The organism is Chromobacterium fluminis (genome assembly GCF_011602385.1).
GTDB classification, from domain to species: Bacteria; Pseudomonadota; Gammaproteobacteria; order Burkholderiales; family Chromobacteriaceae; genus Chromobacterium; species Chromobacterium fluminis.
Genome location: NZ_JAAOMA010000008.1, coordinates 1 through 23,400 on the forward strand (window position 1 = coordinate 1; position 23,400 = coordinate 23,400).

Annotated in this window: 17 protein-coding genes; 10 read left to right on the forward strand and 7 right to left on the reverse strand. The window is 63.9% G+C overall.

Translation table 11 applies throughout. The features are described 5' to 3' along the window. Window positions 1-206: 206 nt before the first annotated feature. The 3 genes from HA052_RS07505 to HA052_RS07515 all read right to left on the reverse strand — a co-directional run bounded on the left by HA052_RS07505 (window position 207) and on the right by HA052_RS07515 (window position 3,670). Entirely contained in the window at window positions 207-1,739 is a 1,533-nt protein-coding gene (locus HA052_RS07505; protein WP_166451446.1) for a catalase, read from the reverse strand. Window positions 1,740-1,865: 126 nt separating this feature from the next. Continuing rightward, on the reverse strand, window positions 1,866-2,444 hold the full coding sequence (locus HA052_RS07510; RefSeq protein WP_081549254.1) for a TMEM175 family protein: 579 nt from the start codon (window positions 2,442-2,444) through the stop codon (window positions 1,866-1,868). Between the two features lie 194 nt (window positions 2,445-2,638). Then, window positions 2,639-3,670 carry a sensor histidine kinase gene (locus tag HA052_RS07515; RefSeq protein ID WP_166451447.1) on the reverse strand — a complete coding sequence of 344 codons (1,032 nt, stop codon included), beginning with the start codon at window positions 3,668-3,670 and terminating at the stop codon, window positions 2,639-2,641. A 125-nt stretch (window positions 3,671-3,795) separates the two neighbouring features. Between HA052_RS07515 and argH the strand changes: the two genes are divergently transcribed. The 3 genes from argH to HA052_RS07530 all read left to right on the forward strand — a co-directional run bounded on the left by argH (window position 3,796) and on the right by HA052_RS07530 (window position 8,044). Then, window positions 3,796-5,184 carry an argininosuccinate lyase gene (argH, locus tag HA052_RS07520; protein ID WP_166451448.1) on the forward strand — a complete coding sequence of 463 codons (1,389 nt, stop codon included), beginning with the start codon at window positions 3,796-3,798 and terminating at the stop codon, window positions 5,182-5,184. A gap of 376 nt (window positions 5,185-5,560) precedes the next feature. Then, window positions 5,561-7,156: an EAL domain-containing protein gene (locus HA052_RS07525; RefSeq protein WP_166451449.1), complete on the forward strand. Its 1,596-nt coding sequence runs from the start codon at window positions 5,561-5,563 to the stop codon at window positions 7,154-7,156. 120 nt (window positions 7,157-7,276) lie between these two features. Further along, window positions 7,277-8,044, forward strand: a complete 768-nt coding sequence (locus HA052_RS07530; RefSeq protein WP_019103455.1) for a DeoR/GlpR family DNA-binding transcription regulator — start codon at window positions 7,277-7,279, stop codon at window positions 8,042-8,044. 127 nt (window positions 8,045-8,171) lie between these two features. Here HA052_RS07530 and HA052_RS07535 read toward each other — a convergent pair whose 3' ends face one another. Next, complete coding sequence (locus HA052_RS07535) at window positions 8,172-9,761, reverse strand: GGDEF domain-containing protein (protein ID WP_240937303.1); 1,590 nt, start codon at window positions 9,759-9,761, stop codon at window positions 8,172-8,174. A 113-nt stretch (window positions 9,762-9,874) separates the two neighbouring features. Between HA052_RS07535 and HA052_RS07540 the strand changes: the two genes are divergently transcribed. Beyond that, a complete protein-coding gene (locus HA052_RS07540) occupies window positions 9,875-11,785 on the forward strand; it encodes a ribonuclease catalytic domain-containing protein (RefSeq protein ID WP_166451450.1) in 1,911 nt (636 codons plus the stop codon). 119 nt (window positions 11,786-11,904) lie between these two features. Here HA052_RS07540 and HA052_RS07545 read toward each other — a convergent pair whose 3' ends face one another. The 3 genes from HA052_RS07545 to edd all read right to left on the reverse strand — a co-directional run bounded on the left by HA052_RS07545 (window position 11,905) and on the right by edd (window position 15,435). Then, window positions 11,905-12,726, reverse strand: coding sequence for an HDOD domain-containing protein (locus tag HA052_RS07545; protein ID WP_081549263.1), 822 nt, complete (start codon window positions 12,724-12,726; stop codon window positions 11,905-11,907). Between the two features lie 229 nt (window positions 12,727-12,955). Beyond that, entirely contained in the window at window positions 12,956-13,582 is a 627-nt protein-coding gene (locus tag HA052_RS07550; protein ID WP_166451451.1) for a bifunctional 4-hydroxy-2-oxoglutarate aldolase/2-dehydro-3-deoxy-phosphogluconate aldolase, read from the reverse strand. Between the two features lie 2 nt (window positions 13,583-13,584). Further along, on the reverse strand, window positions 13,585-15,435 hold the full coding sequence (gene edd / locus HA052_RS07555) for a phosphogluconate dehydratase (RefSeq protein ID WP_166451452.1): 1,851 nt from the start codon (window positions 15,433-15,435) through the stop codon (window positions 13,585-13,587). Window positions 15,436-15,689: 254 nt separating this feature from the next. Here edd and zwf point away from each other — a divergent pair, with 254 nt between their 5' ends. From zwf to gltS, 6 genes are all read left to right on the forward strand, one after another. Then, entirely contained in the window at window positions 15,690-17,168 is a 1,479-nt protein-coding gene (gene zwf, locus HA052_RS07560) for a glucose-6-phosphate dehydrogenase (RefSeq protein ID WP_081549269.1), read from the forward strand. Window positions 17,169-17,576: 408 nt separating this feature from the next. Next, window positions 17,577-18,254: a 6-phosphogluconolactonase gene (pgl, locus tag HA052_RS07565; RefSeq protein WP_166451453.1), complete on the forward strand. Its 678-nt coding sequence runs from the start codon at window positions 17,577-17,579 to the stop codon at window positions 18,252-18,254. Next, window positions 18,235-19,260, forward strand: a complete 1,026-nt coding sequence (locus HA052_RS07570; RefSeq protein WP_081549273.1) for a glucokinase — start codon at window positions 18,235-18,237, stop codon at window positions 19,258-19,260. The genes pgl and HA052_RS07570 overlap by 20 nt, the downstream gene beginning before the upstream one ends. A gap of 4 nt (window positions 19,261-19,264) precedes the next feature. Next, window positions 19,265-20,116: a transcriptional regulator HexR gene (hexR, locus tag HA052_RS07575; protein WP_081549275.1), complete on the forward strand. Its 852-nt coding sequence runs from the start codon at window positions 19,265-19,267 to the stop codon at window positions 20,114-20,116. Between the two features lie 5 nt (window positions 20,117-20,121). Continuing rightward, on the forward strand, window positions 20,122-21,780 hold the full coding sequence (gene pgi, locus HA052_RS07580) for a glucose-6-phosphate isomerase (RefSeq protein ID WP_166451454.1): 1,659 nt from the start codon (window positions 20,122-20,124) through the stop codon (window positions 21,778-21,780). A gap of 378 nt (window positions 21,781-22,158) precedes the next feature. Next, a complete protein-coding gene (gene gltS / locus HA052_RS07585) occupies window positions 22,159-23,376 on the forward strand; it encodes a sodium/glutamate symporter (RefSeq protein WP_081549279.1) in 1,218 nt (405 codons plus the stop codon). Window positions 23,377-23,400 lie beyond the last annotated feature (24 nt).

A 23,400-nucleotide genomic window follows, 5' to 3' on the forward strand; every position in this document is an offset into this window, starting at 1 on the left:
CCGCCGCCAAGGTCCAAGCATTGGTTCCATCGTGTTTCCGCGTGGGTATCGCTGCGCTCCACCCACCCTACGGCGGACGGTCTTGTAGGGTGGGTGGAGCCGTAGGCGATACCCACCAAACCCCGCCGACACCGCTGCCACGGCGCGGCGCGCACGCAAAAAACGGGGCGGCCTTGGGCCGCCCCGCTTCACTCAAGCGGCTACGCTTATTCCTGCAACAGCGCCGCCCTGCGCTCAATCCCATTCGCGTCCACCTTCAAGGCCTTGGCCAGACGCTCGCCGTACTGGCGGTCCGCCTTGTAGAAGTGCGACAACATCACATCGCGGGTCTCGGCATTGCGCACCTTGGCCAAGTCGCCGGACAGATTGCGAATCAGGTCCGCCTGGTCCTGCGCGCTCAGCGAGCGGTAGAACTCGCCGGCCTGCTGGAAGTTCAGCGTTTTGGCGATGGCCTCTTGCTGGGTGTTGCCCTGCAAGGGCAGGCGGCTGTGCTTGAACTGCGGGTCTTGCGGCTTGGGAGCCAGCCGGCTGGGCTCGTAATTGACGCTGCCCTGACGGCCGGAGGCGTTTTGCGCGCCGTCCTGATTGTTGTTCACCACCTCAACCCGCGGGCGGTTGACCGGCAGCGCCTGGAAATTGGTGCCGACGCGGTGCATCTGGGTGTCCAGATAGGAGAACAGCCGGCCTTGCAGCAAACGGTCTTCCGAGGCCTCGATGCCCGGCACCAAGTTGGCCGGCGACATCGCCACTTGCTCGGTGGCTTCGAAGAAGTTGGCCGGCACCTGGTTCAGCGTCATGGTGCCCACCTTGCGCTCCGCCACGCCGGTCCACACCTTGGTGGGGTCTAGCGGGTTGAAGGCGAAACGGTTCATGTCCTCAGGCTGGATCAATTGCACGTACAAATCCCAGGACGGGTAGCGTTTCTGTTCGATGCTTTGCAACAGGTCCGCGGTGGCGTGGCCGACCGATTGGCCTTGCACCTTGGGCAGTTCGTCCGGGCGCAGGTTGCGCTCGCCCTGATGCGATTTCCAGGTGAACTTGGCGTATTGGGAGCGGCCGTCGGCAGCCACCAGTTTCAGTGCGTGCACGCTGCTGCCGTTCATTTCGCGGTAATTGGCCGGGGTGCCGTAGTTGGAGTACACCCGGGTCAGCATGTGGGTGGATTCAGGCAGGTGGGAGAAGAAGTCGAAGACGCGGTTGGGGTCTTGCTCATTGCTCACCGGGTCCGGCTTCAGCGAGTGCACCATGTCCGGAAACTTGATCGCGTCGCGGATGAAGAACACCGGCAGGTTGTTGCCCACTAGATCCCAGTTGCCTTGCGCGGTGTAGAACTTGGTGGCGAAGCCGCGCGGGTCGCGGTCGGTTTCCGGCGCGCCGCGGCTGCCTATCACGGTGGAGAAACGCACGAACACCGGGGTTTGCTCGCCCTTGCGGAACACCAGGGCGCGGCTGACGTCCTGCAAGCCCTCGCTGGCGACGAAGACGCCGCCGGCGCCCACGCCGCGCGCATGCACCACGCGTTCCGGGATGCGCTCGCGGTCAAAGCGCTGCAGCTTTTGCAGCAGTTGAATGTCTTGCAGCAGGGTGGGGCCGTTGGGGCCGGCGGTTTGGCTGTTCTGGTTGTCGCCCACCGGCGCGCCGTTGTCTTGGGTGAGGTTGGCGGCCTGGGTCAGAGCGGCGCTACAAGCCAACGCCACGGTGAAAAGCTTGCGGTTCACGGAAAAGGTCAGAGCGTTCATCTGGACTCCCAATAAATTTTTAAGACATTCACTAAGGGAGCGGCCATTATCGGAACTGACGATAGTTTTGTTAAATCTTAAATTACAATTTGTTTGATAGTGTTTATTAATGGAACGAAGACGGCCTCATTTCTCGGCCAACAGCCGCTCTATGCGCCGGTCCGGCACTAGCCAGATCAGAGCCATCAGCACGTACATCGCCGCGGACAGCCATTCCCAGTAAAAGGCGGCGGCGATGCCGATCAGATAGCACAGCGGGGAGATCTTGCCCTTGATGTCCTTGCCCAGCGCCTCGGACAGCCGGGTGCGGTTGCCGGGCAGGCACAGCAGGGATTGCTGCATCAGCCACCAGGCCAGCGCGCACATCAGCAGCACCACGCCGTACAGGGCCAGCGGCAGCGGGGCGAAGTGGTTTTCCCCCATCCAGCCGGTGACGAAGGGGATGAGGGATAGCCAGAACAGCAGGTGCAGATTGGCCCATAGCACGCGGCCGTCCACGCGCTGGATGGCGTGATAGAAATGGTGGTGGTTGTTCCAGTACAGGCCCACGTAGATGAAGCTGAGCACGTAGCTGAGGAAGACCGGCCAGCGGTCCTGCAACGCCGTCCAAGTGGTGTCGTGCGGCACTTTCAGCTCCAGCACCATGATGGTGATGATGATGGCGAGCACGCCGTCGCTGAAGGCTTCTAGCCGGTTCTTTCCCATGATATCCCTATCAGCTGTTTCAAGTGGATGATAGGGCAGTATAGACGGCTTTCAGAGCGTGTTTACGATCTAGCGAGCAAGAGCGAGACAAGGCGAAAACGGCTGAAGAAGCGGAATGTACATGTGGTACATGAGCATTCTGAAGTCGTTTTCAACGCCGTATCGCCGACGCGCAGCAGATCGTAAACAGGCTCTCAGCCCGGCTGCTGGGTTGGCGCCGGGCGGTAAGGCAGGCGGATGCGGGTGACGTAGCGTTCGTCGTCCAGCCGGACGCTGAGCGAGGCCTCGGCGTCGAAATACAGCTCCAGCCGCTCGGCCAGGTTGTCCAGCGCCATGTGGTGTCCGAATGTGGCCGCCGCCGGTTCCGGGTTGACCGGATTGCTCAGCGTCAGCTCCAGCACTTGCTCATGCTGGCGCGCCTGGATGCGGATCTCGCCGCCGTCGGCCAGCCGTTCTATGCCGTGGAACACCGCGTTTTCCGCCAGCGGCTGCAGGATCAGCGGCGGCAGCGCGGCGTCCAGCGGCGCTTGCACGTCCCAGCTCACTTGCAGGCGCGCGCCCAGCCGCTCGGCCTCGATCGCCAGATACATGGCCGCCAGTTCGATTTCGCGGCCCAGCGTGGATTGTCGCGCCGGGTCGCCCAGTTGGGCGCGGAACAGGTCGGCCAGGTTTTCCAGCACCATTTCCGCCTTGTCAGGCTGTTTGCCGATCAGGGCGATGGCGGCGTTGAGGCTGTTGAACAGGAAATGGGGGCGGATGCGGGCCTGCAACGCGATCAGTCGCGCTTCGGACAAGGCCGGGGACAGCGCGCGCGCGCGCAGATTGAGGTAGTGCTGCATCAGCCCGCCCACCGCGCCGGCCAGCAGCACCTGGCCCCAGGGCATGGGCGCCAGCGGGTTGAGCAGGCGGCCGCAGAAGGCGAAGGACAATAGGCAGATGGCGGCGGCGGCCAGCGCGGCGCGGCGCCCGTGGTGGAGGCGGCGGCCCAGCAAGGCCAGCAGGCCCAGGCTCAGCAAGGCGCCGGGCACGAGCAGGCTGGACAGGCGCAGCAAGCGCCAGGGCAGCGGTTCTCCGCCCTCGTCCAGCAGCAGGCCGCCCAGCAGGAACAGGCCCAGCAGCAGCAGCGCGCGCAGCAGCACGCCCAGGTTGCGGTAGTCGGGCAGGTCGGGCGAGGGCGGTAGCGGCATGGCGGCGCGGGGAGGGGTGAAATAGGATAGCAGCATCATAGCAAGGAAAACCCGCACTGGCCGAAGGCGCTCGCCGCTGGCATAGTAAGAGATTCCCGGCAGCGTTGCGCGTGTCCGGGGTTTCGCCAAGTTTTTCGTCCGCAGCCATCGTAGAAAGCATTGCCATGCAAGATCAACACGCCTGGTCCGGCCGTTTCTCGGAGCCGGTATCCGAACTCGTCAAGAAATACACCGCCTCGGTGGATTTCGACCGACGACTGGCCGAATTCGACATCGAGGGCTCGCTGGCCCACGCCGCCATGTTGCAGCGCGCCGGCGTCTTGTCCTCCGAAGACCTGGAAGCGATCCGACGAGGCATGGGCGAAGTGTTGGACGATATCCGCGCCGGCCGCTTTGAGTGGAGCGTGGATCTGGAAGACGTGCACATGAACGTGGAGCGCCGGCTGACCGACAAGATCGGCGACGCCGGCAAGCGCTTGCATACCGGCCGCAGCCGCAACGACCAGGTGGCCACCGATATCCGCCTGTGGCTGCGCGCGCAGATCGACGCCATTGTCGGCCTGATCGGCGAGCTGCAGCACAGCCTGCTGGACCTGGCCGAGCAGCATGCCGAAACCGTGCTGCCCGGCTTCACCCATTTGCAGGTGGCGCAGCCGGTGACCTTCGGCCACCACATGCTGGCCTATGTGGAAATGCTGGCGCGCGACGCCGAGCGCATGAGCGATTGCCGCAAGCGCGTCAACCGCCTGCCGCTGGGCGCGGCGGCGCTGGCCGGCACCACCTTCCCTATCGATCGCCATTACACCGCTCAGCTGCTGGGCTTCGACGATGTCTGCCACAACTCGCTGGACGCGGTGTCCGACCGCGATTTCGCGATTGAATTCACCGCCGCCGCCAGCCTGGTGATGGTGCATCTGTCGCGGCTGTCCGAGGAGCTGATCCTGTGGATGAGCCCGCGCGTCGGCTTCATCGACATCGCGGACCGCTTCTGCACCGGCAGCTCCATCATGCCGCAGAAGAAGAACCCGGATGTGCCGGAGCTGGTGCGCGGCAAATCCGGCCGCGTGGTGGGCCATCTGATTGCGCTGGTAACGCTGATGAAGGCGCAGCCGCTGGCTTACAACAAGGACAATCAGGAGGACAAGGAACCGCTGTTCGACACCGCGGACACCTTGATCGACACCCTGCGCATCTACGCGGACATGATGCGCGGCGTCACCGTCAAGCCGGAGGCGATGCGCGCGGCGGTGCTGCAAGGCTTCGCCACCGCCACCGATCTGGCCGATTATCTGGTGAAGAAGGGCGTGCCCTTCCGCGACAGCCACGAGGTAGTGGCGCTGACGGTGCGCCACGCCGAGCAGCAGGGCGTGGACATCGCCGACCTATCGCTGGCCAAGCTGCGCGAGTTCTCGCCGCTGATCGAAGACGACGTGTTCGCCGTGCTGAGCCCGGAAGGCAGCCTGGCGCAGCGCGACCACGTGGGCGGCACCGCGCCGCGCCAAGTGCGCTTGCAGATTGAGCGCCATCGCCAACGCTTGCAGCAGCCGCGCTAAGCGCCCCGCATGGCCGTCAGGCCGCGCCCCGCCCACCCCGGCGGCGCGCGGCCTGATTGCGTTTTGGGCTGCGTTGATTGCGGCAATTTATATCAAATACAAGTCAATCAAAGACATTTTATTAAATAAATCTTTCTAATTAGCTTTTCTGTCTCCGGCTAAACCGTTATCTTTAGCGCCAGACTTGCGGGAGCTTTGAAAAATCGCGACGGCGGCCGGGCACGCGCCGAGCGGCCATGCCCGCCTATCCCTCATCCTGGCAGTCCCCGTCCATCCATGCTGTTCTCGCCAGCGTCAGCCGTGTCGCGGATTGGCGCGCGTCGTCATGGCCGGACGCCGGGCTGCTTCTTGTCATTCAGTCACGCCGGGGAACCATGTGTTTTGTCGCCATCGCTTCCGTCACCTGATCAGCCGAGGCAATCAGTTCCGCGGCAGCCTCAACGCCGCGGAATGGGCCTTGGTCTTGCTGGTGGCCGTGTTGCCGGCGGCGATAGGCCTGCCCCTGACCTGGAACCGCTACCAGCTGGATGTGCAGGCGCAGCTGCAAAGCGCTGCGGGGCGCGCGGTCAATTCCGTGGACCGGGTGTTTGGTCAGGTGGATCGCTCGTTGCGCGAAGCCGCGCCGCTGGCCGGCCTGCCCTGCGCGCAGGCGCGCGGCAAACTGGTGTCGCTGGCGGCTTTCGACCCCTATATCCGTTCGCTGGGGCTGATGGACGGCCGCCGCCTGTACTGCACCTCGGTGCTGGGCGCGCAGGACACGGTGCTGCCCTTCACCCCGTCGGCGCCGCAACAGCTGATCCATCGCCAGGGTTCCGGGCCCCTGTATCCCAAGCGGCCCTTCCTGATGCGTTCTTTGCTGGGAGAGCGGGGACAGGGCATTGTCGCCAGCGTGGAGCTGGCCTATTTCAGCCCCTTGCTGCCCTGGCAGGCCGACGACGGCCACAGCGGCTCGTTGCTGGTGTTGAACCACAAGGAAGCGGTGCAATCCACCTTGCCGGGCGTCGCCGAGGTGCCGGGCAGCGCGGTGCTGCGCGTGATCGCGGCGTCTCAGCACTATCCGCTGGCGGTGCACAGCTGGGTGGACGCCGAGTACCTGTGGCGCGGCGCGTCGGCGCGTCTGCTGCGCGCCTTGTTGTTGTTGATGCCGGTGGGCGTGGTGGGCGCGGCCCTGCTGCTGGGCTATCTGCGCAAGCGCGGCTCGGTCAGCGGGGAGATACTGCTGGCTTTGCGCAATCAGGAGTTCCTGCCTTACTACCAGCCAGTGTTCGACGCTTGCGGCCATCGCTGCATGGGGGTGGAAGTGTTGCTGCGCTGGCAGCATCCGCGCCAGGGCCTGGCGCCGCCGGATTTGTTCATCCCGGTGGCGGAAGCCTCCGGCATGATCATCCAGATCACCCGCTACCTGATGCGGCGGGTAGCCGCGGACATGGAGTCGCTGTCCTTGCCCGAGTGCTTCTTTGTGGCGCTCAATCTGTCGCCCAGCCATTTGCAAGATGCGCAGCTGGTGGAGGACTGCCAGGCGTTTTTGCAACACTTCTCAAAGACGCCGCCGCGCTTGGTGTTGGAAGTGACCGAGCGCGAGCCTATCCAGGTGACGCCGCAAAGCCAGCAGGTGATGGCCGAGCTGCGACGGATGCGGGTGCAGATCGCCATCGACGACTTCGGCACCGGCCACAGCAGCCTGGCCGAACTCAACCGCATTCACGCCGACCATCTGAAGATAGACCGCGTGTTCGTGGCGGCGATAGGCAGCGATTCCATTGCCAACCGCATTCTGGAAATGATCATCGACCTGGCCAAGCAACTGCGCATCTCCATGGTGGCCGAGGGCGTGGAAACCGAACAACAGCGCGCCTATCTGCAGCAAAGCGGCGTGCATTACCTGCAGGGCTATCTGCTGGCGCGGCCGATGCCGCTGGAGCAGTTGCGCGATTTCCTGTGGGGGCGACGGAAGGGCCAGCCGGCTTCCTGAGTAAAAAATGCGCAATAAACGAACACTATTGGCCGATATCAAGTCGGAATAGTGGTTCTGTTTGCCGCTGACCCGCAAAATATGTTACTAAAGTGACGTGATTTTCGATTCCGAATAGTTATGAGCCGCTCACCCCGTCACGACAAGATTCTGCAGCTGGTCCGCGAAAACGGCTTCATGCCGATCGAAGAGCTGGCCAGACTGCTCGATGTCACCCCGCAAACCATTCGCCGCGATATCAACCAGCTGTGCGAGGCCAATTTGTTGCGCCGTTACCACGGCGGCGCCGCCTTGGGCAGCAGCGTGGAGAATGAGGACTATTTCGCGCGCAAAGGAAAATTCCAGAGCGAAAAAGCGCATATCGCGGACATGATCGCCAGCAGCATTCCCGATCATGCCTCGCTGTTCATGAGCATAGGCACCACCATAGAGGCTGTGGCCCAGGCGCTGACCAGCACGCACAAAGGCTTGCGGGTGATCACCAACAACATTCACGTTGCCTCCATCATGTCCACCAATCCGGATTTCACGGTGATGATCACCTCCGGCACGGTGCGCGCGTCCGATGGCGGCATCACCGGCGTGGCCACGCTGGACTTCATCAATCAGTTCAAGGTGGACTACGCCATCATCGGCGTATCCGGCATTGAACCGGATGGCTCGCTGCTGGACTTCGATTACCGCGAAGTGCGGGTGGCGCAGGCGATGATGTCCAACGCCCGTCACCGCTATCTGGCGGCGGATCACAGCAAGTTCGGCCGCAACGCCCTGGTGCGCATGGGCCACATCAGCGAATTCCACACCGTGTTCACCGACGCGCTGCCGCCGGAGCCGGTGACCAAGCTGCTGGAAGAACAGGGCGTGCGCCTGGTGCTGACCGAGGCCTGATGACCCGCGTGTAAGAGCCTGTTTACGATCTCGCTCTTGCTCGCGAGATCGTGAACAGGCTCTAAGCGTGCGCGAAAAAAGCCGGAGCGTCCTTGACGCCCCGGCTTTTTCATTGCCCGCGTCAGGTTCAGCTTGGCATGGTTTCCACCCGGTTGCGGCCGTTGGCCTTGGCCCGGTACAGCATTTCGTCGGCCTGCTGCACCAGCTCCGTGCTGTTGCCGGCGGTGTCCAGCGAGCTGATGCCCACGCTGAAGGTCTGACGGAAATCGCCGTCCGGCGCGCGCTGCTGAATCTGGCTGAAGTCCTGACGCAATTGGTCCATCAGTTCACGCGCCTGCGTCTGATTCGTGCCCGGCAGCACGATGGCGAACTCCTCGCCGCCGTAGCGGCCCACCAGGTCGCTGCTGCGCAGCCGTTCCTTGAGAAAGCGCGCCAGATTGATCAGCAACTCGTCGCCGGCCGGGTGACCGTGGCTGTCGTTGATGGTTTTGAAGAAATCCAGATCCAGCATGGCCAGCGACAGCGGCCGTTGATCGCGGCGCGCGCGCTGGATGCCGTACTCCAGTTGGCCGTGCAGATGGGAGTGGTTGAGCAGGCCGGTGAGGCTGTCGTTGATGATGTAGGAGCGCAGCTTGCGGTAACGGCGCGCGCGGTTGATCACGGTGACGATGAGCTCCTCAGGCGCCACCGGTTTGGTCAGGAAACCGTCTATGCCCAGGGTCAGCGCGTCCAGCTGCACCGCTTGGCGTTTTTCCACCGACAGGAACACCACGGGGATGCCGTCCAGCAGCCGTTGCTGGCGGATCACCTTGGCCAGCTCCATGCCGCTGCATTGCGGCATGTACATGTCCATCAAGATCAGGTCCGGGCGGAACTGCTCTATCATGTCCAGCACCCGTTCCGGCTGGGTCTCCTCTCGGGTTTCCACCCCCTGGGCGTTGAGCACGCTGGAGTAGAGCCCGGCCAGCGACTCCATGTCTTCCACGATCAGCACGCGCAGGGGCTCGCGTTTCTCGCCCAAATCTCCGAAGCTCAGTTGATCTATCAGCTGATGCGCTTGCAGCGGCCAGTCCAGCAGGCTGCCGGCGCCGGCGCGCACCGCCGCCAGCCTAGCCTGGAAATCGTGCAGCGGCGAGGTCAGGATCAGCGGACAGATGCTGCTGATGGTGGGCGCCAGCAAGAGGATGGGGTCGTTGGCGGCGAATTCGGTGAAGGCCACCACGGCTTCCGGCGCCATGTCCTGCAAGGCTTGGGCCAGTTTGGCCGCCTGCTGGATCACTTTGGCGTGGATGCCGTAGCAAGACAGCTGCTGGATCAGCGGCGTGGCGTCCACGTCTTGCGGCAGCCATAAATAGAGAGTGACCAGATCGCCGCTCAGCAGCTTCTCGTAGTCGATCTCCGGCAGGCCGTCCTTGCGCTCCATCATGCCCAACTGGCTGACCAGGCCCAGGTGGTGGCGCAGGCGGTTGTATCGTTCGCTTTCCGACGGCGCGGTCTGCGGTTGTTGGATCCAGCCCTGCAGCAAGCGCGACAGGGTTTGGATTTCCCCCGTGATTTCGTTGAGGTCCTGCTCGCGCACCATATCTTCCAGCCGCAGGATCAGCGACAGCAGGTGGGCGGCCAGCGGTCGTTCCCAGCGAGTGACCAGCAGGTGGCCGATGCGATCGATTTCCTGCGCCAGATGCACGCGTTGTTTGAAAGCCTGATGTTGCGACATGATCAAGTGTTCCCCGGTGGACCCGGTTGTCCGATATTCAAGTTCTGAAGCCGCGCCTTGGGCGCGCTGTTATAATTCGCCGTTGGATTGCAACGGCCTGGCAAAAATTTTTAATGAACGTTTTTTACGAAGAGAGCGGCGGCTTTAAGGTCGGCAGCATCGTTTCGCGCAATGACGCTAGTCTGCAAGTGGATACCCAGCATGGCAAGCGCGCCAAGATCAAGGCCGCGAATGTTTTTCTGGAGTTTAGTTCCGCATTGGGCGATTTTCTGCCCATAGTAGAGCAACTTGCCGCGGATATTGACCTGGATTTCCTGTGGGAATGCTGCCCGGACGACGAGTTCGGCTATGAGGCGTTGGCGGCCGATTACTGGGGCCGCGCGCCGTCGGCGGCGGAGGCCGCCGCCATCGTGTCGCGCCTGTACGGCGCGCCGATGTATTTCTACAAAAAGGGCAAGGGCCGCTACAAGAAGGCGCCGGAAGACGCGCTGAAGGCGGCGCTGGCCGGGCTGGAACGCAAAAAGCGCGAGCAGGAGCAGATCGACCAATGGGTGGCGGAGCTGAAAGCCGGCCAACTGCCGGAGGCGATCCGCGGCCAGCTGATGACGCTGTTGTGGAAACCCGACAAGAACACGCTGGAGTTCAAGGCCTTCGACCAGGCCTCGCGCGAGCTGAGCCTGCCGCCGCTGCGGCTGGCGGACAAGGTGGGCGGCATCTCTTCGGTGCCGGATTACCTGATGGCCGGCTTCATGCTGGAGTTCTTCCCCAAGGGCCGCGGCTTCGGCAAGTACGAGTTGCCGGCGCTGCCGGAGGACTTGCCCTTGTCGCCGGTGAGCGCCTTCTCCATCGACGACGCCAACACCACCGAGATCGACGATGCCTTGTCGGTGCAGGACCTGCCCAACGGCAATAAGCGCGTGGGCATCCACATCGCCGCGCCGTCGCTGGGGATAGAGATAGGCTCTCCGCTGGAGAAGCTGGTGCTGTCCCGTCTGTCCACCGTGTATTTCCCCGGCGACAAGATCACCATGCTGCCGGACGATCTGGTGGACATGTTCACCCTGAAGGAAGGGCACGACTGCCCGGCGCTGAGCCTCTATGTGGAGGTGACGCCGGAGTTCGAGCCGGTCGCCTACGAAAACCGCATTGAAAAGGTGCATATCGCCGCCAACCTGCGCCACGCCGCGCTGGAGCAGTTCTTCAACGAAGAAACGCTGGCTTGCGATCCGGGCGTGGACTATCCGTTCAAGCAGGAGCTGATCTGGTTCTGGCAATTCGCCGAGGCCTTGGAGAAGCGCCGCGGCAAATACGACCCGACCCGGCCGGTGCAGATGGACTACAACTTCGACGTGGTCGACGGCAAGGTGTTGATCACCTTGCGCAAACGCGGCGCGCCGATGGACAAGCTGGTGTCCGAGCTGATGATTCTGGCCAACAGCGAGTGGGGCCGGATGCTGGCCGAGGCCGACATCCCCGGCATGTACCGCGCGCAGAGCATGGGCAAGGTGAGGATGACCACGCGGCCCGAGCCGCACACCGGCTTGGGCGTGGCTCAATACGCGTGGGCCACATCGCCGTTGCGCCGCGCCACCGACTTCATCAACCAGCGCCAGCTGATGTCGATGATCCGCGAGGAGAAGCCGCAGTTCGAGCAAGGCGACGCGATGTTGTTCGCCATCCTGCGCGATTTCGACACCACTTACTCCGCCTACCTGGGCTTTCAGGACCGGATGGAGCATTTCTGGTGCCTGCGCTGGTTCAGTCAGGAAGGGGTGTCCAATCCTACCGCCGCCTTCATCAAGGAGGACCTGGTGCGTATCGACGGCTTGCCGATGCGGGTGCGCATCCCGGGCCTGCCGGAATTGGCGCGCGGCGACCGCATCCAGCTGTCGGTGATTCGCATCGACGAGCTGATGCAGGAGATCGAGCTGCGCTGCGTCGGAGTGCTCGGCCATGTCGATGCCGCCGAGGACGAGGAGACCGAAGCGGAGACGACGGGCGAGGCGAGTGGCCAGGCTGGTTGAGTCCGCAATGCGAGACGTGCGAAAGGCGGCCTAGGCCGCCTTTTTTGCGTCCGGCTGGACGGTTCCTAGAGCAGTTTCAACGCTGTATCGCCGATGTGCAGTAGATCGTAAACAGCTTCTTAGAACATCTCGTCCAGCGAGGTGCAGGCCTCGCGCAACTCCGGCAGCGCTTCCGCCAGCGCCTCGCGGTGCAGGCCGGCGCGTTCCATCACGCTGGCCGGCAAGGTGGCCAGCATGTCTTCCTCGCTCATCTCGTGGCAGAAGCCGGAAATCATGAAGGACGCCAAGCCGATCAACAGCGCGTACGGCGACACTTCCTCATTCAGCAGGTCGTGCTGATTGAAGATGGCCTCCTGGATTTCGTCCGGAAAATTCCAGCGCCGCGCCAGCTCGGCTCCCACCTCGGTCAAATCCATGCCCAGCAGCATGCGCTCGGTGGCCACCCGGTCGGCGCCGCCGGCGACGATGCGGTCTATCTGCAGCGCCTGTTCCGGCACCGCCACATAGAGCACCAGTTCGCCGATATTGGACAGCAGGCCGCAGGTATAGCCTAGTTGCGGGTCCAGCTTGGCCAGCCTGGCCAGCCGCTTGGCGGCGTTGGCCATCGCGAAGCTGCGCTGCCAGAACGCTTTCATGTCGAAGCCCTGGATGCCCAGCGTGGCGCCGGTGACGCCGGAGGCGATCACCAGCACCCTGAGATTGTCGAAGCCGAGCAGAATGATGGCGTCGTCTAGAGAGCCCACGCGTCGGCTGCCCCCGAAGCGCGCGGTATTGGCCAGGCGCAGCACGCGCGCGGTCAACACCTGGTCATGTCCCACCTTGTCGGTAATTTCATCGATGTTCACGTCGGTGCGGTGAAAACTGGCCACCAGCTCCTGGACCACCTTAGGCACCATGGGCAGCTTGCCCGACGCTTTTTCAAATATTTCCGCCACTTGCATATGGGTCTCCAATATGAGGGTCTGTTGACGCCTGTTTTCCAGCGGAAAAACAGGCGTCAACAGACCCAACGGTGCCGGCGCGGGCGTGGGCCGGCGGCGATGAAGTCCTGCTCCTTGAGCTTAGGCAATTGGCGGGGGAAAGGAAGGACAAAACCGGACAGGGGCGCGCCAGCGGCGGACTGCCCCAAAAAAAACAGGGCCGGGAGGCCCTGTAAAGAAGCAACGTCGTTTAATTCCTCTGCAGCTGGCTGGCTTCCCGCGCCAGCTGGGTGATGCGGTCCCAATCGCGGTTGGCGATGGCGTCGTCCGGCGTCAGCCAGCTGCCGCCCACCGCCAGCACATTGGGCAGCGCCAGGTATTCCGGCGCTTTCTTGATGTCGATGCCGCCGGTGGGGCAGAAACGCAGATCGGAAAACGGGCTGGCCAGCGATTTGAGCAGCTTGACGCCGCCCACGGCCTCGGCCGGGAACAATTTCTGGATGGTGAAGCCTTCGTCTTGGGCGCGCATCGCCTCGGACGGGGTGGCCACGCCGGGAATCAAGGTCAGATTGGCGGCGCGGGCGGCGGCGCCTAGCTCCGAGGTGAAGCCGGGGCTGACGCCGAACTGCGCGCCGGCGTCGATGGCGGCTTCCACATGGGCGCGGGTGCGCAGCGTGCCGGCGCCCACGATGGCGCCCGGCACTTCGTCGCGCATGCGGCGCATCGCCGCCAGCGCGGCCTTGGTGCGCAGCGTCACTTCCAGCACGCGCACGCCGCCGGCCACCAGCGCCTGGGCCAGCTCCACGGCCACGGCCGCGTCGTTGACGATGATCACCGGAACAACCGGGCCTTGGCGCAGCAGGGTCAATGCGTCCATATTCATTTTCTCCAAGAAGCGGGGTGGAAGTCGGGATGGCGGAAGCTGGTGGCGCCGGCTTCGGCGTGGTCTGCCACCGAGCGGAATACCGCGAACAAGTCCCGGCCCATGCCAAAATCATTATGCGTCAGGTCGGCCTGCGCCTGTTCGCGCGCGGCCCATTCGGCGTCGTCCACCAGCACGGTCAACTCGCCGCTATTGGCGTCCAGCCGCATCGGGTCGCCGTCGCGCACTTTGCCGATCGGCCCGCCGGACAAGGCTTCCGGCGAGACGTGGATGGCGGCCGGCACCTTGCCGGAAGCGCCGGACATGCGGCCGTCGGTGACCAGGGCCACCTTGAAGCCGCGCTCCTGCAAAATGCTCAACGCCGGGGTCAGCTTGTGCAGTTCCGGCATGCCGTTGGCGCGCGGCCCCTGGAAGCGGATCACCGCGATAAAGTCTTTTTCTAGCTCGCCGCGCTTGAAGGCGGCCAGCATGTCGTTTTGGTCGTGGAAGATCAGCGCCGGCGCTTCCACCAAGCGGTGTTCCGGTTTGACCGCGGACACCTTGATCACCGCGCGGCCCAGTTTGCCGGACAGCAGCTTGAGGCCGCCGTCTGCGGAGAAGGGGTCGGCGGCGGTGCGCAGCACGCTGTCGTCGCCGCTGTCGGTGGGCGCGTCGCGCCATTTGAGCTCGCCGTTGTCCAGCCACGGCTCTTGAGCGTAGCGCGACAGGCCGCGGCCCGCCACGGTGCCCACGTCTTCGTGCAGCAGGCCGGCGGACAGCAGTTCGCGGATCACGAAGCCCATGCCGCCGGCGGCGTGGAAGTGGTTCACGTCGGCCTTGCCGTTGGGGTAGGCGCGGACCAAGAGCGGCACCACGGCGGAGAGTTCGTCGAAATCGTCCCAGTTCACGGCTATGCCGGCGGCGCGGGCAATGGCGACGATGTGCATGGTGTGGTTGGTGGAGCCGCCGGTGGCCAGCAGGCCGACGATGGCGTTGACGATGGACTTCTCATCTATCATCTCGCCCACTGGAGTGAAGGCCTTGCCCTGGGCGGCGATCCGGGCCGCTTGATGGGCGGCGGCGCGGGTCAGCGCCTCGCGCAGCGGGGTGCCCGGATTGACGAAGGCGGCGCCGGGCAGGTGCAGGCCCATGATCTCCATCAGCATCTGATTGGAGTTGGCGGTGCCGTAGAAAGTACAGGTGCCGGGGCCGTGGTAGGACTGGCATTCGGATTCCAGCAGCGCGTCGCGGCCCACCTTGCCTTCGGCGTACAACTGGCGCACCTTGGCTTTTTCATCGTTGGCGATGCCGGTGGTCATCGGGCCGGCGGGAACGAACACCGCCGGCAGGTGGCCGAAGGACAGCGCGCCTATCAGCAGGCCAGGCACGATCTTGTCGCACACGCCCAGATAAAGCGCGGCATCGAACATCTGGTGGGACAGCGCCACCGCGGTGCTCATCGCGATGATGTCGCGCGAAAACAAGGACAGCTCCATGCCCGGCTGGCCCTGGGTCACGCCATCGCACATCGCCGGCACGCCGCCGGCGAACTGAGCGGTGGCGCCGGCCGCCAGCGCCGCTTCCTTCAGCTGCGCCGGATAGGTTTCCAGCGGCTGGTGGGCGGACAGCATGTCGTTGTAGGAAGAAACGATTGCCAGATTGGGGCGGTGTTCTTCCTTAAGATGTATCTTGATGCCGTCGGGCATGGCGGCAAAGGCGTGAGCCAAGTTGGTGCACGACAATTGCGAGCGCTCCACCCTTCCCTGATGGGCTGCTGCGCGCAAGCGGTCCAGGTAGGCGGCGCGCGTTGCCTGGCTCCGGTTGACGATGCGCTCGGTAACGGCGGACAGGGTGGAATGCAAGGCCATGATGACGTTCCGTGTTGAAGTGGGTTGATAGTAGTTTTACTACACTCAAAATGCAAGACGCGCTCCAGCGCCGTCTGGCCATGATACGCCCGGCGACGCTGGGCAACACCCGCCGTTGCTGCGATTGAGAGAATTGTTTGCTTTGAGGCAAAAGGTGTTGCAAAAGCGGCCTGCGTCAGCGTGATGACATGGACAAGGCAAAAGCTGGTGGTAATATAACTACATCTACAAACATCTCGAGATGGAAGATCAGGATGGATACCCGTACTACGCCAACCCCGGCCTTCGATATGGTGTTGTTCGGCGGCGCCGGCGATCTGGTGATGCGCAAGCTGCTGCCCTCCTTGTATCAGGCGCACGCGGCCGGCCTGCTCAATCAGCAGGGCCGCATCCTGGCGCTGGGCCGCAAGGAACTGAGCCGCGACGACTACCTGGCCTTTGTCGAGAAGAACTCGCGCCAGCACGTCAAAGCCCATTTCGACGCCGCCGCCTGGGACAGCTTCTGTGCGCGGATCGAATACCTGAAAGTGGACGCCTCGCAGCCGCGGGATTTCCCGGCGCTGGCGGACAAGCTCAAGGGCGACGACGGCCGCGTGGTGGTCTGTTATCTGGCCACCGCGCCCAATCTGTTCGCCGGCATCTGCGAGAACCTGGCGGCGGTGGGCCTCAATAGCGGCAATGTGCGCGTGGTGCTGGAAAAGCCGCTGGGCACCGACCTGGATTCCTCCAACGAGATCAACGACGACGTGGCGCGCTTCTTCAAGGAAGAGCAGCTGTACCGGATCGACCACTACCTGGGCAAGGAATCGGTGCAGAACCTGATGGCGATCCGCTTCGCCAACGCGCTGTTCGAGCCGCTGTGGCGGCGCGAATGGATACACGACGTGCAGATCACCATCTCCGAAGACTTGGGCGTGGGCAGCCGCGGCGATTTCTACGACGGCACCGGCGCGCTGCGCGACATGGTGCAGAACCACCTGCTGCAACTGCTGTGCATCGTGGCGATGGAGCCGCCGGCCAATATGGAAGCCGACGCGGTGCGCGACGAAAAGCTCAAGGTGCTGAAGGCGCTACGCCCGTTCAGCGAGCAGGACGTGGCGGCCAAGACCGTGCGCGGCCAATATAAGGCCGGCGCCGTGGGCGGCCAGCCGGTGGTGGGCTATCTGAACGAGCAAGGCATCCCCGCCGACAGCCAGACCGAAACCTTCGTCGCGCTCAAGGCCGAGATCGACAACTGGCGCTGGGCCGGCGTGCCCTTCTTCCTGCGCACCGGCAAACGGATGCAGGAGCGGGTAGCCGAGATCGTCATCAACTTCCGCGACGTGCCGCACCAGCTGTTCAACGGCCCGATGAGCGGCAGCCACACCGCCAACCGGCTGGTGATCCGCCTGCAGCCGGAAGAAAGCATCCGCCTGTACTTCCTGGCCAAGGAACCGGGCGACAATATGCGCTTGCAGCCGGCCTATCTCGACCTGGACTTCTACAAAGCCTTCAAAGTGCGCCGCGCCGACGCCTACGAGCGCCTGCTGCTGGACGTGATCCGCGGCAAGCTGGCGCTGTTCATGCGCCGCGATGAATTGATCGAAGCCTGGCGCTGGGTAGAACCCATCATGGACAGCTGGAGCCGCAGCAGCAATCTGCCGCCCAAGCAGTACACCGCCGGCACCTGGGGTCCGGCGGCGTCCAGCGCTTTGCTATCGCGCGATGGGATAGGCTGGCACGAGGAATGCTGATCCATCTGCTGCGCGTCCCGATCTCGAATGCTGCGGTGCTCGCCGTACCATTGTACGGCTGCGCGTCTCGCTTCGACCTTGGGCCGCTCGCGACGATGGCTGCTCCATGCTGACCGTTTGCTGCGCGTTCCGATCTCGAATGCTGCGATGCTCGCCGTACTACCGTACGGCTGCGCGTCTCGCTTCGATCTCGAGGCGCTCGCGACGATGGCTGTCCCATGCTGACCGTTTGCTGCGCGTCCCGATCTCGAATGCTGCGGTGCTCGCCGTACTACCGTACGGCTGCGCGTCTCGCTTCGACCTCGAGACGCTCGCGACGATGGCTGCTCCATGCTGACCGTTTGCCGCGCGTCTCGATCTCGGGGCTGCGATGCTTGACCTTAACTTCTTACCCGCGGAGCGCCGCTGATGAACTGCGTAGAATTTTCCGATAGCGAGCAACAGTCCACCGCGCTGGCCAATAGCGTGGCCTCGCGGCTATCCGCCGCCATCGCCAGTCAGGGCGCCGCCGTGTTGGCGGTATCCGGCGGCAAATCGCCGATTCCCTTCTTCCACATGCTCAGCACCATGGCGATAGACTGGTCCAAGGTGACCGTCACCCTGGTGGATGAGCGTTTCGTGCCGGACAGCCATCCGGACAGCAATGCCGCGCTGGTGCGCGCCCACTTGCTGCGCGACCGCGCCGTGGAGGCGGGCTTTCTGCCTTTGGTCGGCGACGCCGCGGACATCGACGCCGAGGTGGCGCGCGCCAACGCCGGCTTCGTTCCGCCCACCGTCGCCATCCTGGGCATGGGCGAAGACGGTCACACCGCCTCGCTGTTCCCCGGCACCGACGAGCTGACGGCCGGGCTGGACCCGGCGTCCGCCGCGGCCTTCCTGGCGGTGACGCCCAAGACCGCGCCGCACCGCCGGGTGTCGATGAGCTACGCCGCGCTCTTGCGCGCCGGCTGTCTGATTCTGTCCATCCAGGGCGACAAGAAGCGTCAGGTGCTGGACGCCGCCGCCAAGGGCGTCAGCGACGCGCTGCCCATCAGCCATTTCCTGGCCCAGAACAAGGTGGAGCTGGATGTCTACTGGTCTGCCTGAGCAATGGCCGCGGCTGCTGGCCGACATCGGCGGCAGCAACGCCCGCTTCGCGCTGGAAACCGCGCCCGGCGTGATAGAGGACATCGAGGTGCTGCCCTGCGCCGGCCATCCCACGCTGCTGGACGCGGTGCGCGCCTATCTGGACCTGGCCGGCGCGCGCGCGGTCGCCCACGCGGCTTTCGGCATCGCCAACCCGGTGCTGGGCGACTGGGTGCAGATGACCAATCACCATTGGGCCTTCTCCATCGAGGCCACGCGCCGGGCGCTGGGCCTGACCACGTTGTTGGTGATCAACGATTTCACCGCGCTGGCGCTGGCCCTGCCGCATCTGCCGGCCAGCGAACTGCTGCAAATCGGCGGCGGCGAGGCGGAGGCCGGCGCGCCGCTGGCGCTGATCGGCCCCGGCACCGGCCTGGGCGTGTCGGCGCTGATTCCCTATCCGGGCGGCCATGCGCCCTTGTCCGGCGAGGGCGGCCACGTCGGCTTCGCCCCGTTTGACGAGCGCGAGGCCGATATCTGGCGTCACGCGATGCGGCGCTTTGGCCACGTGTCCGCCGAACGGCTGCTATCCGGCTCCGGCATCCCCTTGATTTACCAAGCCTTGTGCGAGCGCGCAGGCGAAACGGCCGCGGAATTGGACCCGGCCGAGGTCACCGCGCGCGGCTTGTCCGGCGCCTGTCCGCGCTGCCGCGAAACCCTGGAAGTGTTCTGCGGCATGCTGGGCGGCGCGGCGGCGAATCTGGCCCTGAATCTCGGCGCCCGTGGCGGCGTGTATCTAGGTGGTGGTATCGTGCCGCGTCTACGCGGTTTTTTTGAACAATCACCATTCCGCCGCCGCTTCGAGGATAAGGGACGGATGTCCGGCTATCTGGCCGCGATTCCGGTCTATCTGATCGTCAGCTCCTACCCGGCCTTGCCGGGCGTGGCCGCCCATCTGGCGGCCGAACTGGCGAGCGCCCGCGCCCGACCCCGGGCGCATCCTGACGACGGCGCGGCAGGAGAGTAAATACATGCTTGAACGTATCAGGAGCCAATTGGAGATCCTGTCCTCGGCCGAGCGCAAAGTGGCCGAGCTGGTGCTGGAACAGCCTTACACCGTGATCCAGGCGGCGGTGGCCGACATCGCCAAGAACGCCGGCGTCAGCCAGCCCACCGTGATCCGCTTTTGCCGTACCGTGGGCTGTTCCGGCCTGCCGGATTTCAAACTGAAACTGGCCGGCAGCCTGGTCACCGGCGTGCCCTATGTGCACTCCAGCGTGCGCCCTGAAGATCCAACCTCGGAAATCGTCGCCAAGGTATTCGACAACACCGTGTCCGCGCTGCTCAAGTGCCGCAACGATGTCAATCCGCAGTCGATAGAGTCCGCGGTGAGGTTGCTGACCGACGCGCGCCGCATCGAATTCTACGGCCTGGGCAACTCCGGCATCATCGCCGCCGACGCCCAGCACAAATTCTTCCGCTTCGGCATCCCCACCGTCGCCTATTCCGACACCCACATTCAGATGATGGCGGCGTCGGTGCTGGGCCCGGGCGACGTGCTGGTGGCGATTTCCAGCTCCGGCCGCACGATGGAGTTGCTGGAAGCCGTGGACGTGGCCTTGGCCGCCGGCGCCAGCGTGGTGGCGCTGACCACCAGCGGCTCGCCGCTGGCGCGCCGCGCCACCGTGGCCTTGATCGCCGACACATTGGAAGACAATGAAACCTATAGCCCGATGATTTCGCGCATCGTGCACCTGGTGCAGATCGACATCCTGGCGGTGAGCGTGGCGCTCAAGCGCGGGCCGGGCCTGATCAGCCAGCTGGAAAAAACCAAGCACAGCCTGAAGAACCGAAGGCTGGACAACAAAACCGAAGAGGATTGACCATCATGAGCGAACTGACCGAACTGCCGGCCTGGCAGGCACTATGGGACCATTTTGCCGAGGCCAAGCACCAGCACATGCGCGATTTGTTCGTCTCCGATCCGGAGCGAGCGGAGCGCTATGCGCTGGAGGTGGGCGGCCTGTTCCTCGACTATTCCAAAAACCGCATTACCGACGACACCCTTAAGGGCTTGATGCAGCTGGCGCGCGAGTCCGGGCTGCCGGCCAAGATCAAGGCCATGTTCAAGGGCGAGAAGCTCAACAGCACCGAAAACCGCGCGGTGTTGCACGTGGCGCTGCGCAACCGCACCAACTCGCCCATCCATGTGGACGGCGAGGACGTGATGCCCAAGGTCAACTCGGTGCTGGAGCGCATGGGCAAGTTCGCTCACGCGGTGCGCTCCGGCGAATGGCTGGGCTATACCAACCAGCCCATCACCGACATCGTCAACATCGGCATCGGTGGCTCGGACCTGGGCCCGTTGATGGTCTGTAGCGCGCTCAAGCCCTTCGGCCACCCGCGGCTGAACATGCACTTCGTCTCCAATGTGGACGGCGCCCAGCTCAAGGAAACGCTGAAGAAGGTTCATTCCGAGACCACGCTGTTCGTGGTGGAGTCCAAGACCTTCACCACGCAAGAGACGCTGACCAACGCGCTGACCGCGCGCGACTGGTTCCTGCAGCGCTCGCGCGATGAAAGCGCGGTGGCCAAGCATTTCGTGGCGGTGTCCACCAACCAGAAGGCGGTGGCGGATTTCGGCATCGACCCGTCGAACATGTTCGAATTCTGGGACTGGGTGGGCGGCCGCTACAGCCTGTGGTCGGCGATCGGCCTGCCCATCATGCTCTATCTGGGCGAGGAGAACTTCACCGAACTCCTCAACGGTGCCCACATCATGGACCAGCATTTCAGAAACGCGCCGTTCGAACAGAACATGCCGGTGCTGCTGGCCATGATTGGGGTCTGGTACATCAATTACTACGGCGGCGGCAGCCATGTGATCGCACCCTACGATCAATACCTGCACCGCCTGCCGGCCTTCATCCAGCAGCTGGACATGGAGTCCAACGGCAAGCAGGTGATGCTGGACGGCCAGCCGGTGAACTTCGAAACCGCTCCCATCATCTGGGGCGAGACCGGCATCAACGGTCAGCACGCCTTCTTCCAACTCTTGCATCAAGGCACCCACATTTCGCCGATCGACCTGATCGCCTCGGTGCAAAACTGTTCCAGCCTGCCCGGCCACCATGAAATCCTGCTGGCCAACGTGTTCGCGCAGGCCGAGGCTTTCATGCGCGGCAAGACCGCGGACGAGGTGCGCGCCGAGCTGAAGGAGCAGGGCCTCAAGGGCGAGGCGCTGGAAGCGCTGGTGCCGCACAAGGTGTTCGGCGGCAACCGCCCCACCAACACCCTGCTGATGAGCCGTTTGAACCCGCGCAATCTGGGCTCGCTGATCGCGCTGTACGAGCACAAAATCTTCGTTCAGGGCGTGATCTGGCATATCAACAGCTTCGACCAGTGGGGCGTGGAACTGGGCAAGCAATTGGCCAAGACCATACATGCGGAACTGACCGGCAAGCTCAAGCACGCCGAGCACGACAGTTCCACCCGCCGTTTGATCGAGCTGTACCGCCAGGTCAACGCCGACGACTGCAAGTGCTGAGCCGGACGGCGGACCAATGAAAACGCGAGGCCTTGGCCTCGCGTTTTGTTTGGGTCACGCGCATCGCTGCGCACGATCTGCTGCGCTTCGTGAGATGCCCCACGGTGAGTACGGCTTCAGAATGCTCATGTACCACTTGTGCACTCCGCTTCTTCAGCAGCAACGCCTTGTCTCGTCTTAGCTCGCGAGATCGTGAACAGGTTTTAAGACTACGGCGACGGACAAGCTCGGGGGGAGGCGGCATCGCCTCCCCCCGACCGTTTGGGCTGGCGTTTGGCGTGGATATCGTTAAACTATTCATCAAATGCCGGCTTAGCCGGCATTGGCTTGTCCGCTCTCAGCCCGCGTCGGCGCGGCGCATCAACCCGGAATCCCGTCATGGAAAAGATGGTGCAGTACGAAGTTCACTCCTTTATCAGCTTCACTCTGGCGATCATGCTGTTGTTCATCGGCAAGGCCCTGACCCTGCGCTACGAGATCCTGCGTCGCTACAGCATTCCCGAACCGGTGATCGGCGGTTTCGCCTGCGCGGCGGCGGTCACCTTGCTGTACTTTGCGTTTGGGGTGCAACTGAGTTTCGACTTGCAGATCCGCGACTACTTGCTGCTGTATTTCTTCGCCGCGCTGGGCTTGAAGTCGGACCTGGCTTCCTTGCGGCGGGGTGGCAAGCCCTTGGCCATCCTGCTGGCGCTGGCCAGCGTCTTCATCGTGTTGCAGAACCTGCTGGGCATGGGGATGGCCGCCGGCTTCGGCCTGAATCCCAAGGCCGGCCTGATGGTGGGCTCGGTGGCGCTGACCGGCGGCGTCGGCACCACGCTGGCGTGGGCGCCGATTTTCAGTCAGACGCTGGGCATAGGCAATGCGTTGGAATTGGGCATCGCCAGCAATACGGTGGGCCTGATCGCCGCTTGCGTGATCGGCGGCCCGCTGGCTCATTACCTGATCCGGCGCCACCGGCTGACCCCGTCCGCCGACACCGCGCTGGAGGTGGGCACCGTCTATGCGCAGAAGCACGCGACGCTGTCCTACTACGATGTGCTGTGGGTGTGGATGTGGTTGAACCTGGCGCTGATGCTGGGCTACGGCTTTAATCTGGGTTTTGTCGCCGCCAAGCTGACGCTGCCGCCTTTTGTCAGCTGCCTGATCGCCGGCATCCTGATCCGCAACCTGGGCATGTGGCTGCTGGCGAGACGCGGCCTGCGCGCGGAGCCGGCTTCCGGGCTCAGCCTGGCGCTGATTTCCGATATCTGCCTGGGCATGTTCCTGACCATGGCGCTGATGGGGATGCAGTTGTGGGAACTGCACGGCTCGGTGCTGTTCATCTTGAGCACGCTATGCCTGCAGGTGCTGCTGACCATAGGCTTCGCGTTGTGGGTAGTATTCCGCTGCATGGGCGGCGATTACGAGGCCAGCGTGATTGCCGCCGGCTTCGGCGGCATCGGCCTGGGCTCCACCGCCACCGCCATTGTCAATATGAGCGCGGTGACGCAGCGTTATGGCGCCGCGCATCTCGCGTTTCTGATCGTGCCGCTGGTGTGCGGCTTCTTCATCGACATTGTCAACGCGCTGATCATCGGAGCGATGGCCGGGGTGTGAGCCGGCCCCGCGCGGCCATGGGCA